This is a genomic window from Streptomyces sp. NPDC026062 (genome assembly GCF_055568375.1).
The window spans coordinates 193255-209302 of sequence record NZ_JBVHOQ010000010.1 but is presented as its reverse complement, the minus strand read 5'-3'; the positions used below and the strand labels follow the sequence as shown (position 1 = coordinate 209302).

Here is a 16048-nt window from a genome sequence, read left to right as displayed (position 1 = left end):
GCGTGATGAGCGAGACGACACACCACGACGGCTTCGGTGCGTCCGGTGGCGGGGACAGCGGCCCACCGGCCACCGTTGGCGCGCTGCCGGATCTGCTGGGGCTCGATCTGGAGACCCTGCGGACCCTGGACCACCCGGTGCTGGCCGAGGTGGTCACGGATCTGCGCGGCCGGGCCGAACATCCGCGAGAAATGCTCTGGGGGTTCCAGAGCGCCTTCTGACGCGGTGCCCCGCGACGCGGCCCGGACCCGGCACGCACCCGGTGCCGGACAGCGGCGCGATCGATCAGGGAGGCCATCGACCGGGGCGGCCCCTTCCTCACCGCGCGCCCGGGGCACTCGCCCCGGGCCGGTACGGGGGCCGTTCCGGCAGACGTACAGCACGGGGGTGCCGGAGTGTCTCGTCGGGCGACGCCACGAGGGGAGCAGTACACGGAAGGAACGCCGAGGCCTGGGGCGCGCGGGGCCCCGGTGCGCGACGCCGGCACGTCGTCACCCGTGCCGTTCGGGCAGTTCATCGTCAAGGTGCACGGCCGCTGCAACCTGGCCTGCCGGTACTGCTACCTGTACGAGGGACCCGACCGGACCTGGCGGAGCAGGCCGGCCGCCGCGGCGCCGGCGGTGCTGGAGCGCACCGCGGACCGGATCGCCGAGCACGCGGCCGCCCACCGGCTCCGGCACGTCGCCCTCGTACTCCACGGCGGCGAACCCCTGCTCGCGGGCCCCGGCCGGCTCGGCGCGCTCGCCGACCGGGTGCGGGAGGAGGTCCCCGGCGGCTGCACCGTCCACACCACCGTGCAGACCAACGCCACCCTGCTCACCGACGCCGCCGTCACCACGCTCGCCCGGCACGGCATACGCATCGGCATCAGCCTGGACGGCGGCCTGGCCGCCCACAACACCCTGCGTGTCGACCACGCGGGCCGGCCCTCCTGGCCCGCGGCCTCGCGCGGTGCCCGGCTGCTGGCCGAGCGCCACCCCGGGGCGTACGCGGGCATTCTCACCGTCGTGGACCCGAGGACCGACCCCCTGGAGATGTACGAGTCGCTGCTGGCCCTGCGCCCGCCGGCCCTGGACCTGCTGCTGCCCCACGGCAACTGGACCAGCCCGCCGCCCGGACTGCCGCACCGGACAGGTACGCCGACGGGTCCCGGGTCGGGCCGTCCCACCCCGTACGGCGACTGGCTGTGCACCGTCTTCGACCGCTGGTGGCCGGCGGCCGGGCGGGAGACCAGGATCAGGCTCTTCGAGGAGTGCGTCGCGCTCCTCCTCGGCCTGCCCGCCGCCACGGAGGCCCTCGGCCTCGATCCCCTCAACGCGATCGTGGTCGAGACCGACGGATCGATCGAACAGGTCGATTCCCTCAAGTCCGCCTACGACTCGGCGGCGGCCACCGGACTCGACATCTTCCGCCACACCTTCGACGACGCCCTGCGCCACCCCGGCGTCGCAGCCCGCCAGGCAGGGGCCGGCGCGCTCGCGGCCGTCTGCCGTGCCTGCCCCCTGCTCACCGTCTGCGGCGGCGGCCACTACGCCCACCGCTACCGCGCGGAGAACGGATTCATCAACCCCTCCGTCTACTGCGCGGACCTCGAACGGCTGGTCCGTCACGTGGCGGACCGGCTCGCCGAAGCAACCGCGGGAGACCCCCCATGACCCCCACAGTCCCCGACCGCGTCCTGCGCGAACTCGGCCGTACCGGGGGCGGCGCGGACTCCCTCGGCCTGCTCGTACGCGATCAGGACACCCGCCGCCTCATCCTCCTCAGGGCCGTACTCGACGCGGCGGCGGCCGCCCCCACGACCGTCTGCCCACCCCGGCTGCTCGACCGGCTGCGCGAGGACTGGGCGCTGCTCGAAGCGGCCGAGCGCGCCGACCGGGCCGCCGTACGCACCGTGCTGTTCCACCCCATGGCCGGCCCCTGGGCGCAGCGGCTGCTGACCGGCCTCACCTCGGCGACCGCCGACGGCCCCGGCCCGACGGCCGACCTGGCCCACCTGACCGGGCTCGCCGCAGCGGCCGCGATACGGGCGGGGGTGCGCTGCACCGCACGGCTCGCACCCCGTGACGGACTCGTCTCCCTGCCCACGCTCGGCGCTCTGCGCACGGACGTCGGACCGGTCGAAATCACCCACGACGCGGGCGAGATGGTGATCCGTCCGAAGAACGACCCGTCGCTCACCGCACGGACCCAGCCCGACGGCACCATGACCTCGGCCGACCCCCGCTGGCTGCCCGTGCTCGCCCTCCCCGCCCTGCTGCCCGGCAGCCGCCCCGTACCGCTGGACGACGTCGACCCCTACGGCACGGAAGGAGGCGGACTCCCGCGCCACGGGCTGAGCACGGCCGTCCGCGTGGACGACCACGAACGCAAGGCCTGGGCCGCGTGCTGGTCCGGAGTGGAACCGCTGCTGCGCACCGGGGGTGAACACCGCCTCACCGAAGTGGCCGTCCTGCTGCGCTGCGTGGTGCCGCTCGGCCATCCGCCCGGCTCCGGGGCCGATGGCGCGGCGCACTGCAGCGGTACGAGACGAGAGGCGTTCGGCGCGGTCCTCAGCAGCCGGCCGGCCACCTCCGTCCACTTCGCCTCGACCCTCGTCCACGAACTCCAGCACACCAAACTGGCCGCGCTCGGCGCCCTCGTACCACTGCACCACGAGGACGCGACGCCACGGCACTTCGCACCCTGGCGCCCGGACCCCAGACCCTTCGACGGGCTCCTCCAGGGCGCCTACTCACACCTCGCGCTGGCCGACCACTGGCAGCGGAACGCGCTCGGCGCGCGGCGCGTCGCCTCCCGCGACCTGGCCTGGGCCGAGCACGCCCGCTGCCGGGAACAGGTCGGGGCGGTGCTCCCCGCACTGGCCGGCTCGGTGGGGCTGACCCGCGAAGGCCGGTTGCTGGTCAACGAGATGATCACGCTCTACCACCGTATGGACGACAGTCCGCCTCCCCCGGGTCATCTCGCACGCGCGAAGGCGTACGTGGGCACCGTGAAGGTGATATGGCAGCAGAGGAACGGCTCACGAAGGCAGTGAGCGGCTCCTGAGGAATCCGGCCGGAGCGACTATGCCCCGGTGTATGTTGACCAAGCTGGTATCGAGGCAGGGAGACGGCTGAATGCCCGTAACGGCCAGGCAAGTTGGAGCAACCGGGGCGAGAACCGTCACCATCAGTTTCGCCGGTTACAACCGCGCCTGGGCGGCGTGGATCACTGACCGGCTGGAGCGCCGCGGTGTGACGGTCTACCAGCAGCGGTGGGATCCGCCGGTGGAGATCCCGCTGGAGGAGTCCATGCGGGACCTGACGCTCTCACGCGGCCTCGTCCTGGTGATCCTCAGCGACTGGTACTTCCAGCTCGGCCCCCGCAGCCATGACGAATGGAACAGGGCGCTGCGCGCGGAGGTCGCCCCGGACCCCGAGCGGTTCGCCGCGGTCTCGGTCACCACGTCCGCGCTGCCCGGCGCCACATCGGTCTTCGGCGCGGCGGACCTGACCAACGTCGGTGCCGACGAGGCGGAGCGACGCCTCCTCGTACGGCTGGGGCTGCCCTCGGACCCGCTGCCCGAGGCGGTCGAGGCCCGCCCCGGCCCGCGCTATCCGGCCGACACCCCGCAGGTGTGGGGAGGGGTACCCCGGCGCAACATCCGGTTCACCGGGCGCGAGGAGCTGCTCAGTCAGGCCTACAGCGCCCTCCAGGAGTCCGGCAGGGGCGCCGGCGTCGTGACGCTGCACGGCATGTCCGGCGTCGGCAAGACCCAGCTGGCCGCCGAATACGTCTACCGCTTCGGTTCCGAGTACGACGTCGTCTGGTGGGTGCCCGCCGACCGCCGTGCGCTCTACCGTCAGAAGCTCGCCGAACTCGCCCCGGAACTGGGCCTGTCCACCGGCGCCGAGTACGGCGAACGGCTGCGTGCGGTACGCGACTCGCTGCGCCGGGGCGACCCGCACGCCCATTGGCTGCTGGTCCTGGACGGGGCGGACGAGCCGGACCAGATCTGGGACTTGGTGCCGACCGGCCCCGGACACGTCCTCATCACCTCCCGCAACCCGGAGTGGAGCGAGCACAACAGCCATCTCGTCGAGGTGCCCGTCTACACCCGTGAGGAGTCGGTGGCCTTCATCCGCCGCCGCGCCGCGCGCCTGACCCTTGCCGAGGCCGACCAGCTCGCCGACGCCCTCGAAGACCTGCCGCTGCTCCTGGACCAGACCGCCGGCTGGCTGAACGACTCCGACATGTCGGTCGAGGAGTACATCGAGCTCCTCGAAGGCGGGATCGACCAGGACGTCGTCAAGGTCTCCGCCGACTTCCCCCTCGCCTTCCAGACAGCCTGGTCGATACTGCTCAACAAGCTCAAGGACACGGTCCCCGAGTCCGTCGACCTGCTGCGGCTGTGCAGCTTCTTCGCACCCGGATCCATCCCCGTACGGCTGTTGAAGGACATGCCCTCCGGAGAGCTGCCGGAGCAGGTGTCCGGGCTGATGAACGATCCGCTGCTCTGGAACAAGGCGATCGGCCAGCTGCGTCAGTACTCCGTCGTCCGGCTGGAGTCCCACGAGGCGGCGGATGACGTGGCGTCGTCCGGCGAGTCGCTCTACATGCACCGCATGGTCCACCAGATCGTCGGTCACGACATGACGGAACGGGACCGTCAGGAGTTCATCGGAGTCGTCCGCCGGGCGCTCGCGGCCGCCGACCCGGGCCGCCCCGCCGAACCCAGTCAGTGGCCCACGTACGCCGAGCTCACCCCGCACCTGAAATGGGCGGACGTGCTCAGGAGCACCGAACCGACGGTCCAGAACCTGGTGCTCAACTGCCTGCGTTACATGTACGTCTCCGGGGAGTACCGGGCCGGCATCAAGCTGGGCGAACGTGCTCTCAAGGCCTGGCAGGAACTCCTCGGTGAGGACCACCCCAGGATCTGGGACGTCAGCTACCACTACGGCAACCTGTTGAGGGCCGTCGGCGACTACGCCGGCACGGAGGTCTTCGAGCGCGCGGCCGTGGCCCATCTGCGCGCGGAGCGCGGTGCTCTGGACCTGGAGCACCTGCGTGCCGCCGCCGGTCTCGCCGCCGACCTGCGGGGCCTCGGCCGCTACGACGAGGCGTGGGAGATGTCCGGCGAGGTGCTCGCCGGCTACCGCGAGCTGCTGGGGGACCAGGACGCGCGCACCCTCGCCGCGCAGAACAACCTGGCCGTCACCCTGCGGCTGCTGGGCCGGTACGCGGAGGCCCTTGACCTCGACGGGCACACGCTGGAGTCCCGGCGGACGCTCCTGTCGGTGAACCACTCCTGGAGGCTGGACTCCGAGACCCACTACTCCACCGACCTGCGGTTGCTCGGCCGTTACGACGAGGCGATGTCGCTCCAGAGGCAGAGCGTCACGGTGCACCGTAAGGTCATGGGGCGGGACCACCCGCAGACCCTGCGGGCCGAGTTCAACCTCGCGCTGTGCCACTACCGTTCGGGGGAGCGGACCCAGGCCGCCACCCTGTTCACCCGGGTTCTGGAACGAGCCGAACGGGTCCTCGGCGAGGGCGCCCCGTTCACCATGATGTTCGCGGCCGGCCAGAGCTGCTTCGCCCGGGAGCACGCCAACATCGACCAGGCCAGGGCCATAAGCGAGAAGGCCGTCGCCGCGTACGTCGACATGCTCGGCGAGGAGCACCCCTTCGCGGCGGGGACCCGGGGCAACCACGCCCTGATCCTGCGCAACGTGGGGGAGCGGGAGCACGCCCACGCGCTCGTGGAGGAGTCACTGGCCGCCATGACCCGGGCCGTCGGCGAGAACCATCCCTGGACCCTGGGCTGCGCGATCAACGCTTCGGCGCTGCGCAATCTGGTGGGGGACACGGAGGCCGCCGCCGCTCTGACGGACTCGGTCGTCACCCGGGCCATCGAGATCCTCGGCCGCACTCATCCGCTGACGCTCTCCGCCCGTATCGCCCACGCCGCGGACCTGCGCGGCCTGCGGGAAAGGCAGAGGGCCGAGAAGACCGAGGGCGAGGCGCTCGAAGACCTGGCCTCGACGCTCGGCGCCCAGCACGTCCACACGGTCTCGGCCCGTTCCCGCAACCGTCCGTACTGGGACTTCGAGCCGCTGGTCATCTGAGGGGCGGCGGTCCGCGGTCATCCGAGGGACGGCCCAGGCGCACCGCGCCGCGACGGAAACGGAAGGGGCCCGGCCCGCGAGCGAATCGCGGGCCGGGCCCCTTCCGTGTGTACAGCGACCGGTCAGGCCTCGAAGACCTCGGCGACCAGCTGTGCCTGCTCGGCCTGGTGGCGCTTGGCCGAGCCGACCGCCGGGGAAGAGCCGTGCGCGCGCGAGATGCGGCGCAGGCGCTCACCGTGCGGGACGTCGGCGCCGACGGCCAGGTCCAGGTGGTCGATCAGGTTCAGGGCGATGAACGGCCAGGCACCCTGGTTGGCCGGCTCCTCCTGGGCCCACAGGTACTTCGCCGCGTTCGGGTACTTGGCGATCTCGGCCTGGATCTCCGCACCCGGCAGCGGGTACAGGCGCTCCAGGCGGATGATCGCGGTGTCCGTGACGCCACGCTTCTGACGCTCGGCGTCCAGGTCGTAGTAGACCTTGCCGGAGCAGAAGACGACCTTGCGGACGGCGCTCGGGTCGACCGACTCGTCGCCGATCACCGGGCGGAAACCGCCGGTGGTGAACTCCTCCGCCTTCGACGCCGCCGCCTTGAGGCGGAGCATCGACTTCGGGGTGAAGACGATCAGCGGCTTGTGGTGCGGGTTGTGCACCTGCCACCGCAGAAGGTGGAAGTAGTTCGACGGCAGGGTCGGCATCGCGACCGTCATGTTGTCCTGCGCGCACATCTGGAGGAAGCGCTCCGGGCGGGCGGACGAGTGGTCCGGGCCCTGGCCCTCGTAGCCGTGCGGCAGGAGCAGCGTGACGCCGGAGGTCTGGCCCCACTTCTGCTCGGCCGAGGAGATGAACTCGTCGACGACGGTCTGCGCGCCGTTGACGAAGTCACCGAACTGGGCCTCCCAGATGACCAGCGACTCCGGGCGGGCCAGCGAGTAGCCGTACTCGAAGCCCATCGCCGCGTACTCGCTGAGCAGCGAGTCGTAGACGTTGTAGCGGGCCTGCTCGTCGGTGAGGTAGAGCAGCGGGGTGTAGTCCTCGCCGGTCACCTGGTCGACCAGCACCGCGTGGCGCTGGCCGAACGTGCCGCGGCGGGTGTCCTGGCCGGCGAGCCGGACCGGGGTGCCCTCCATCAGCAGCGAACCGATGGCCAGGGTCTCGCCCATGCCCCAGTCGATCGTGCCGTCCTCCACGGAGGCCGCACGACGCTGCATCTGCGGCATCAGGCGCGGGTGGACGGTGATGTGGTCCGGGATGTTGACCTGGGACTCGGCGATCCGCTTCACGACCTCCTGGGAGACCGCGGTGGTCACGGCCACCGGGAACTCGGCCTGGGGGTCCGAGACATGCGGCTGCGTCGGCTGCGAGGTGGCCTCGCGGACCTCCGCGAACACCTTCTCCAGCTGGCCCTGGAAGTCCTGGAGCGCCTGCTCCGCCTCTTCCAGCGTGATGTCGCCGCGACCGATCAGGGACTCGGTGTACAGCTTGCGCACCGAGCGCTTCTTGTCGATCAGGGTGTACATCTGCGGGTTGGTGAACTGCGGGTTGTCGCCCTCGTTGTGACCGCGGCGGCGGTAGCAGATGAGGTCGATCACGACGTCCTTGTTGAACGCCTGACGGAACTCGAAGGCGAGCCGCGCGACGCGGACGACGGCCTCGGGGTCGTCACCGTTGACGTGGATGATCGGCGCCTCGATCATGCGCGCCACGTCGGTGGCGTACATCGAGGAGCGCGAGGACTCCGGGGCGGCGGTGAAGCCGACCTGGTTGTTGATCACCACGTGCACGGTGCCGCCGGTGCGGTAGCCGCGCAGCTGCGACATGTTGAGCGTCTCGGCGACGACGCCCTGGCCCGCGAAGGCCGCGTCGCCGTGGAGTGCGACGGGCAGGACGGTGAAGTCCGTGCCGCCCTTGTTGATGATGTCCTGCTTGGCGCGGGCGATGCCCTCCAGGACCGGGTCGACCGCCTCCAGGTGCGAGGGGTTGGCGGCCAGCGAGACCTTGATCTGCTCGCCGTCCAGACCGGTGAAGGTGCCCTCGGCGCCCAGGTGGTACTTGACGTCGCCGGAGCCGTGCATCGACTTCGGGTCGAGGTTGCCCTCGAACTCCCGGAAGATCTGCGCGTACGACTTGCCGACGATGTTCGCCAGCACGTTCAGCCGGCCGCGGTGGGCCATGCCGATGACGACCTCGTCGAGGCGGGCCTCGGCGGCGGAGTCGATGACCGCGTCGAGCAGCGGGATGACGGACTCGCCGCCCTCCAGCGAGAACCGCTTCTGGCCGACGTACTTCGTCTGCAGGAAGGTCTCGAACGCCTCCGCGGCGTTCAGCCGGCGCAGGATGCGCAGCTGCTCCTCGCGCTCGGGCTTGGGGCGCGGACGCTCCACCCGGTCCTGGAGCCACTTGCGCTGCTTCGGGTCCTGGATGTGCATGAACTCGATGCCGGTGGTGCGGCAGTACGACTCACGCAGCACACCGAGGATGTCGCGGAGCTTCATCATCGTCTTGCCGGCGAAACCGCCGACCGCGAAGTCCCGCTCCAGGTCCCACAGGGTGAGGCCGTGCTCGGTGATGTCCAGGTCGGGGTGCTTGCGCTGGTGGTACTCCAGCGGGTCGGTGTCGGCCATGACGTGGCCGCGGACCCGGTAGGAGTGGATCAGCTCGAAGACCCGCGCGGCCTTGGTGACGTCGTCGTCGTGCGAGGCGTCGATGTCCTTGAGCCAGCGGACCGGCTCGTAGGGGATGCGCAGCGCCTTGAAGATCTCGTCGTAGAACTCGTTCTCGCCGAGCAGCAGCTGGGCGAGGATCCGCAGGAACTCGCCGGAGGCGGCGCCCTGGATGACCCGGTGGTCGTACGTCGAGGTCAGTGTCATGACCTTGGAGATGCCCAGCTTGTTCAGGGTGTCCTGCGACGTGCCCTGGAACTCCGCGGGGTAGTCCATCGCGCCGACGCCCATGATGAGGCCCTGTCCGGGCATCAGGCGCGGCACCGAGTGGACGGTGCCGATGCCGCCGGGGTTGGTCAGCGAGGCGGTGACGCCGGTGAAGTCATCCATGCCGAGCTTGCCGTTGCGGGCCCGGCGGACGATGTCCTCGTAGGCCTGCCAGAACTCGAAGAAGTTGAGCGTCTCGGCCTTCTTGATGGCCGCGACGACCAGCTGGCGGTCGCCGTTCGGCTTCACCAGGTCGATGGCGAGGCCGAGGTTGACGTGCTCCGGCTTCACCAGGGTCGGCTTGCCGTCCTTCTGCGCGAAGGAGTAGTTCATCGCCGGCATGGCCTTGAGGGCCTGCACCATCGCGTACCCGATGAGGTGCGTGAAGGAGATCTTCCCGCCCCGGGCGCGCTTGAGGTGGTTGTTGATGACGATGCGGTTGTCGAAGAGCAGCTTCACCGGAACGGCGCGGACGGACGTGGCCGTCGGCAGCTCCAGCGAGGCGTTCATGTTCTTCGCGACCGCGGCCGACGGGCCGCGCAGCGTCACGTACTCCGGACCGGCCGGAGCCTCGGTCGCCGGAGCGGCCGGGGCCTTCGCGGCCGGAGCCGGTGCCGCCTTCGCGGGCGCGGCCTTCACCGGTGCCGCCGGGGCGGCAGGCGCGGGAGCGGCCGGAGCGGGCGCCGGTGCGGCGGGAGCCTTCACCGCGGGCTGCGCGGGTGCGGCAGGCGCGGTGGCGGCGGGCGGTGCGGTGGTGGCGGCCGGAGCCGCGGGCACCGCAGCCCCCGCGGCTGCGGCGCCGGGAACGGGCTTGTCCGCCGTGCCGGACGTACCCGGCTTGTAGTCGGCGAAGAAGTCCCACCAGGCGCGATCGACCGAATTGGGATCCTGGAGGTACTGCTGGTAGATCTCGTCGACGAGCCACTCATTGGGGCCAAAGGCAGCAGCCGGGTTCGTACCCGGGCTGGCTTGGTCGGTCGAGATGCTCGAGTTACTGGGGGACTGAGACGACACGGCGGCAACCGCCCTCTTCCGCTTCACAAGGTGATGGACAGCGGAAATCAAGGCTACGCCTCCCCGGCCGTTCCATGCAGGCCGGGCCGGTCTTCGTCGTGCAAGTCACATCGAAAGTCGGGTTTCGGGGCAGGAAATGGCGGGAAACAAGCCTGGTTCCGCTTCGCTCCGGGTACGCGAGACCGCAGTTACGGCCCCTTGGACCGTACCCCTTGAACAGAACACGTAGAACGTGCCCTTCCGGTTCGAACCCTATGTCAACCTCGCGGCTGATGGGTCCCCGGAAGAGTGACACGTATGCGGCAGCCGCGCGCTGATTCGGCCACACCGATCCGGCCGCCGTGCAGATCCACCGCCCAGCGGGCGATCGCCAGGCCCAGTCCCGTGCCGCCGTCGCTGCCGGGGCCGTGCGGGGAGGGCACCTCGCCCCGGTTGAAACGCTCGAAGACCCGGTGCCGCTCGGACTCCGGGATGCCGGGGCCCTCGTCCAGGACCTCCAGATGGAGCGACTCCGGCTGCGGACCGCGCCGGGCGAGCACCGTGACCCGGCCGTGCGGCGGGCTGTGCTTCACCGCGTTGTCGATCAGGTTGGCGACCACCTGGTGCAGCCGTTCGGCGTCGGCGTGCGCGGTCAGCTCCGGCGGGGACACGTCCAGATGCAGATGGACGTCCTTGCGGGCGTGGTTGCCGGAGCCCGAGGACAGCCGGCGGTGTGCGGCGGCGAGGTTCGCCTCCTTGAGGACCCCCGACAGATAGGGCCAGACCTCGAAGCGGCCCGCCTTCAGGGCCACCACGCCGTTGTCCAGCCGGGAGAGGTCCAGCAGGGTCTCCACCAGCCGGCCGAGCCGCTCCGTCTGTTTCAGCGCCGTGCGCATCGTCTCCGGATCGGCGGAGGACACCCCGTCCACGACGTTCTCCAGCACGGCTCTCAGCGCCGCGATGGGCGTGCGCAGCTCGTGTGAGACATTCGCCACCAGCTCCTTGCGGTGCCGGTCCACAGCGGCCAGATCGTCCGCCATCAGGTTGATCGTCCGCGCCAGGTCGCCGAGCTCGTCGCGCCGGTCGGCACCGCTCACCCGTCTGGTGTAGTCGCCGTGCGAGATCGACCGCGCAACGGCTCTCATCTCGTCCAGCGGCGCGGTCATGCCGTGCGCCACGAACTGGGTGATCAGCAGGGTCGCGATCACCGAGAACACCGTGATGAACCGCAGCTCGGTGCGCGTACGCAGGGCCACCATGAGCAGCCCGGTCGTGATGAACACCGAGACCACGACGAGCGTGCCCAGCTTGGCCTTGATGGAGAACGGCCGCAGCCCCGGTCCGGGCGAGGTCATGGCGCCGGGGTCTCCAACGCGTAACCCACGCCGTGCACGGTACGGATCCGCTCCGCGCCGATCTTCCGGCGCAGTGCCTTGATGTGGCTGTCGACGGTACGGGTGCCCGAGGCGTCCGCCCAGTCCCAGACCTCCGCCAGCAGCTGCTCACGGGAGAGCACCGCGCGCGGGGTGTTGGCCAGGCAGACCAGCAGGTCGAACTCGGTCGGCGTCAGATGGACATCGTCGGCGCGCACCCGCACCCGGCGCTGCGCGTGGTCGATCTCCAGCTCTCCGAGACGGAGTATTCCGCTGCGCGGCGTCACAGCGGCCAGCGCGGCCCGCTCCACCCGGCGCAGCAGCACATGGACCCGCGCCGCAAGCTCGCGCATGGAGAACGGCTTGGTCATGTAGTCGTCGGCACCGACGCCGAGGCCGACGAGCATGTCGGTCTCGTCGTCCCGGGCGGTCAGCATCAGCACCGGTACCGGCCGCTGGGCCTGCACGCGCCGGCAGACCTCCAGGCCGTCGAAGCCGGGAAGCATGATGTCGAGCACCATCAGATCCGGCTGCCAGGCCTCGGCCGCGTCCACGGCCGCCGGGCCGTCGAGTGCGGTCTGCACCAGGAAGCCCTCGGCCCGCAGCCGGGCGGAAATGGCATCGACGATCGTCGCGTCGTCCTCGACCACCAGCACGCGGCGCTGCGCGCCCGGGGTGGCCGCGACACCGGTGTGGGTGGTGTGTGTCTGTTCCATCGCCCTGCCCCTGCCCGTTCTCACGGGGGCCATTCCCCCGGATGTACGGTCTTCGTTCGTGAATTTCGTGGGTGATCCCGCTATCGGTCAGCAGCGTAAAGGCAGCAGAGGGTTCCCGGCTACGCAGGGTGCAAGGCGGGAAGGGCCATTCGTGGGAACGGGGGAGGCGGAGTGTCGCGCTTGTGGCGCTTGGCCCCCGGGCGTCCCAGGGGCAAAGATACCCGGAGGGGGGTTCTCAGCTCGCTCGAATTGCGAGATGGACTACGTCGGGAACACCTCGGGCAACACCCACTTCTTCCGTCCTTACGCCATGGAATCCGGCATTCCGCAAGGCCTGTTCGAACTCGGCGGACGGTTGTGCGGACCACACCGCGAGTACGCCGCCCGGCGTGAGCCGCGCGTGGCAGTCGGCGAGCCCGGCGGGTGAGTAGAGACTTCCGTTGTCCTCGGTGACGGTCCAGTCCGGTCCGTTGTCGATGTCGAGACACAGGGCGTCGTAACGGTCCGTAGTCGTACGGAGGTGTGCGACGAGGTCCGTCGTAAGGATCATGGTCCGCGGATCGGCGAGTGCCGGCCCCGAGATCGCGGCCAGCGGTCCGTCCAGGTGCCAGTCGACGACGGCCCGCTCCCGCTCGGCGACCACGATCCGCCCCCAGCGGGGCTCGGCGGCGGCCCGGACGAGCGAGAACCCGACACCGAGTCCGCCGATGAGCACCGCCGGCCCGGTCCGCCCGGCGGGCAGCGCGGCGAGTGCGGCATCGATCAGCAGCCGCTCCGAGCGCCCGTCCGAGGTGTCCATCAGGAAGCACCCGTTGGCGATGATCTCGAAGTCGTCGCCCCGCCTGCGCAGGACGACCTCCCCGTACGGTCCTTCGCGGCGGTCCAGGGTGACGGGGGCGAGGATGTCGGGGCCGAAGGTGTGGGGCATGGTGCAGCTCTCCTGGCGGTCGGTGTCCCCGCCATCCTGGCCCGCCCGGCAACGGCCTGGCCAGCGGATTGTCCGGACGCGGGCCGGGCGGGGGCGCGGCCGGCGGTTGGTCCGGGCCTCGGCGGGGCGGGGCGCGGCCGGAGGTTCGACCGTACGCCAGGCCGAGCGGGGCGCGGTCAGCGGCGTTCGGGGCGGGCGCCCCGGACCGCGAGCAGCGCGGTCCCCGCCACGTACGCCGTCAGCGCCACCGCCCACGCCCAGGGCTGCGGCCCCGGCTGCATCAGCCACGCCCAGACGGAGGCGGCACCGCCCGGGGTGCGCGGTGCGGCCAGGTACACCGCGCCGCCGTAGACCGTCATCGGCAGCCAGCTCAGCCGGGCGCCGATCAGGGCAGCGGAGGCGGCCGCCACCCCGGTCGCCCCGAGCACGTTGCGGATCATGCCGGGGGCGCCGAACTCCCCGGGATGCCCCGGGACGGCCAGCGCGAGAGCCGCCGCGGCCGGGACGGTGAGCGCGAGCAGATGCAGCAGCCGCCGGGGCCACCAGCGGCGTACGGCCGTCCGGTCGAGCTCGTCGGCGGCGGCGTACAGGCTGGTGCCGATGGCCGAGGACACCAGCAGCGGCGCCAGCACGAGGACCGGGACACGGGCACCCGGGGCGAAGTGGTGCTCCAGCCGGTCGGCGGCCCAGGTGGCGACGAGAACGACGCAGGCCAGCGCGGCGGCGGTACGGGGAAGACCGCGGGAGCGCATATAGAGGAGGGGGAGAAGCGGTGGGCGCGTCGTGGTGGTGCCCTCGGCCGTGTTCACAGGACAGGCACCTCGTCCGGGGAACAGCTCGTGCGCGTGGCCAGGAAGCCGCCGAGCCAGGCCCGGCGCCCGGGGGCCGGCATGGCTTCGAGCCGGCGCAGCTGCGGGGTGGGCTCCGCTTCGGGGGTCTGCGAGGCGCCGGCGAGCCAGTCCCTGACGGCTTCGTCGGTCGCCCACAGCCGCTTGCCGGCGGCGGACGTGTCGGTGCCGGGGGATTCCGGGCAGTCCCGGCTCACCAGCTGGTACGTCACCTGCCGGACGTAGTCGTCCGCGTGCTGGAGCCGCCCTCGGAGGAGGTACCAGTTGGTGTCGGGCCTCGGTACCCGGACCTCGCCGGGACCGTGGGCCGGGTCCCGGTTCACATAGCGGACCGGTGCCCCCGGTACCCCCTCCAGCCGCCCGAACAGTCCGGACAGTGCCCGGGAGACCTGCGGCAGCAGTGACTCGTCGTACGCGGTCAGGCAGAGCCGAGTGGGTCCGTCCGTGCAGACGAACCGTGTCGTGGCCGGGTCCTCCCGCAGCAGTCCGGGACCGGCGTGCACGATCAGCGGGGCGACCGCGGCCGCGACGGCGAGCGGTACGACGGCGAGGAGGCGTCGCCGCGCCGCATGGGCGACCAGCGCGGTCAGGGCGAGGCCCCCGGTCCACGCCGCCATCGCCGGGGCGAACCACCACACGGGCAGCGCCCCGTCGAGCGCGTACTGCACGGCCGGGTCGAGGAACTGGGCCGAGGAGTCGGAGTAGCTGGGCACGCCCAGCACGAGGTACAGCAGCGCGGCGAGAACGGGCGGGGCCAGCCGCCACGGGCAGCGCTGCCCGACGACGAATCCGACCAGACCGACGGAGACCAGGAAGGCACTGTCCGCGACGGCGAAGGACGGGAACGGGCTTCCGCCTCCGGCGTACGGCCAGGTGGCCAGCAGCGAGGCGGCCAGCGTGACGAGATACCCGGCGACCGCCCAGAGCGCGAGCGGCAGTGCGGCCACCAGGGCCCGCGCGGACCTCGCACGCGGCGTGGAGAGCCAGAGTCCGGTGGTCGAGCGCCGGTGCTCGCGGGCGCCCTGCCAGCAGGAGGCCGCCGCCACCAGCGGACCGACGAGCAGGGTGGCGGCGGAGTGCAGCAGCCCCTGGGTCTCGCCCCAGCTCCCCTGCCAGGTGTCGGCCTTGGCCGCCATGGTGACGGCGACGACGACCGTCGTACCGGCACCGGTCCACGGCGCGATGCCCCGGCGCAGCTCGGTCCGCAGGGCGAGGAACGTCGGCCGGTGCACGGCGGGGAACGTCGGCCGGTGTGCGGCGGCGGGGGAGCGGGCGGGCCCGGAGGCGTCCTGCCGCGGGCCGGGCCCGGAGGTGCCCGGCTCCTGCGTCTCCGCTGTCCGGGCAGCGGGGGTTCCGGTCGTCGTCATCGGACGGCCGCCGTCGCACGGTGGGTGTGCAGCGCGGCGGTGTAGCCGCGCTCGATGGGGCTGCCGTCGAGCCGGTCCCCCGTGCCGCCGAGGGCCGTCAGCTCGGCCGTCGTCCCCCGGTACGCGATCCGGCCCGCCTCGACCAGCGTCACATCGGCGCAGGCCGTGACCACATCCTCGACGAGGTGCGTGGAGAGAATGACCGTGGCCTGTTCGCCGAGCTCCCGCATCAGCGCGCGGAACTCCACCCGCTGCTCGGGGTCGAGGCCGGCGGTCGGCTCGTCGAGCAGCAGCAGCTCCGGCTCGTTGACGATCGCCTGCGCGATGCCCACGCGCCGGACCATGCCGCCCGACAGGGTCTTCATCCGGGCATCGATCCGGTCCGTCAGACCCACCCGGTCCACCGCGCGCTCCACGGCTCCCGCGATCAGCGCGCCGTCCATTTCCTTGAGCCACGCCACATAGGCGACGAACTCGCGGACGGTGAAGCCCGGGTAGTAGCCGAACTCCTGCGGCAGATAGCCCAGCCTGCGGCGGACCGCCGCGCGGCTGCGATGGTCCGAGGCCGCCCCCACGTCGCTGCCCAGCAGCTCGACCCGCCCGGAGGCCGGTGCGGTGGCCGTGGACACCACTCTGATCAGCGACGTCTTACCGGCTCCGTTCGGCCCGAGGAGACCGTGCACACCGGGCGCGAAGTCGAGATCGACGGCGTCCAGGGCGGTCGTACGGCGATGCCGGACCGTCAGGCCCGTCACTCTTACGGTGCTGTTCACGCGATCACGC

Annotated in this window: 11 protein-coding genes; 4 read left to right on the top strand and 7 right to left on the bottom strand. The window is 71.6% G+C overall.

What is annotated here, in order from left to right:
• Positions 1-5 precede the first annotated feature (5 nt).
• The 4 genes from fxsA to fxsT all read left to right on the top strand — a co-directional run bounded on the left by fxsA (position 6) and on the right by fxsT (position 6113).
• Positions 6-221, top strand: a complete 216-nt coding sequence (gene fxsA / locus ACZ4LX_RS12155; protein WP_467642632.1) for an FxSxx-COOH cyclophane-containing RiPP peptide — start codon at positions 6-8, stop codon at positions 219-221.
• Positions 222-497: 276 nt separating this feature from the next.
• Positions 498-1655 carry an FxsB family cyclophane-forming radical SAM/SPASM peptide maturase gene (locus ACZ4LX_RS12150; RefSeq protein WP_467642634.1) on the top strand — a complete coding sequence of 386 codons (1158 nt, stop codon included), beginning with the start codon at positions 498-500 and terminating at the stop codon, positions 1653-1655.
• Entirely contained in the window at positions 1652-3037 is a 1386-nt protein-coding gene (locus tag ACZ4LX_RS12145; RefSeq protein WP_467642636.1) for an aKG-HExxH-type peptide beta-hydroxylase, read from the top strand. Before ACZ4LX_RS12150 ends, ACZ4LX_RS12145 begins: the two co-directional genes overlap by 4 nt.
• An 82-nt stretch (positions 3038-3119) precedes the next feature.
• Positions 3120-6113, top strand: a complete 2994-nt coding sequence (fxsT, locus tag ACZ4LX_RS12140; RefSeq protein ID WP_467642638.1) for an FxSxx-COOH system tetratricopeptide repeat protein — start codon at positions 3120-3122, stop codon at positions 6111-6113.
• Between the two features lie 122 nt (positions 6114-6235).
• Here fxsT and ACZ4LX_RS12135 read toward each other — a convergent pair whose 3' ends face one another.
• From ACZ4LX_RS12135 to ACZ4LX_RS12105, 7 genes are all read right to left on the bottom strand, one after another.
• Complete coding sequence (locus tag ACZ4LX_RS12135; RefSeq protein ID WP_467642640.1) at positions 6236-10054, bottom strand: multifunctional oxoglutarate decarboxylase/oxoglutarate dehydrogenase thiamine pyrophosphate-binding subunit/dihydrolipoyllysine-residue succinyltransferase subunit; 3819 nt, start codon at positions 10052-10054, stop codon at positions 6236-6238.
• Between the two features lie 257 nt (positions 10055-10311).
• Positions 10312-11388 carry a HAMP domain-containing sensor histidine kinase gene (locus ACZ4LX_RS12130; protein ID WP_467642642.1) on the bottom strand — a complete coding sequence of 359 codons (1077 nt, stop codon included), beginning with the start codon at positions 11386-11388 and terminating at the stop codon, positions 10312-10314.
• Entirely contained in the window at positions 11385-12122 is a 738-nt protein-coding gene (locus ACZ4LX_RS12125) for a response regulator transcription factor (protein WP_024491908.1), read from the bottom strand. Before ACZ4LX_RS12125 ends, ACZ4LX_RS12130 begins: the two co-directional genes overlap by 4 nt.
• Before the next feature lie 235 nt (positions 12123-12357).
• Positions 12358-13050 (bottom strand): spermidine synthase family protein, encoded by a 693-nt coding sequence (locus ACZ4LX_RS12120; protein WP_467642644.1) that lies wholly within the window; start codon positions 13048-13050, stop codon positions 12358-12360.
• A 176-nt stretch (positions 13051-13226) separates the two neighbouring features.
• Positions 13227-13802, bottom strand: a complete 576-nt coding sequence (locus tag ACZ4LX_RS12115) for a hypothetical protein (protein WP_467643012.1) — start codon at positions 13800-13802, stop codon at positions 13227-13229.
• A 53-nt stretch (positions 13803-13855) separates the two neighbouring features.
• A complete protein-coding gene (locus tag ACZ4LX_RS12110; protein WP_467642646.1) occupies positions 13856-15265 on the bottom strand; it encodes a hypothetical protein in 1410 nt (469 codons plus the stop codon).
• Positions 15262-16038 carry an ATP-binding cassette domain-containing protein gene (locus ACZ4LX_RS12105; protein ID WP_467642648.1) on the bottom strand — a complete coding sequence of 259 codons (777 nt, stop codon included), beginning with the start codon at positions 16036-16038 and terminating at the stop codon, positions 15262-15264. Before ACZ4LX_RS12105 ends, ACZ4LX_RS12110 begins: the two co-directional genes overlap by 4 nt.
• Between the last annotated feature and the right edge of the window lie 10 nt (positions 16039-16048).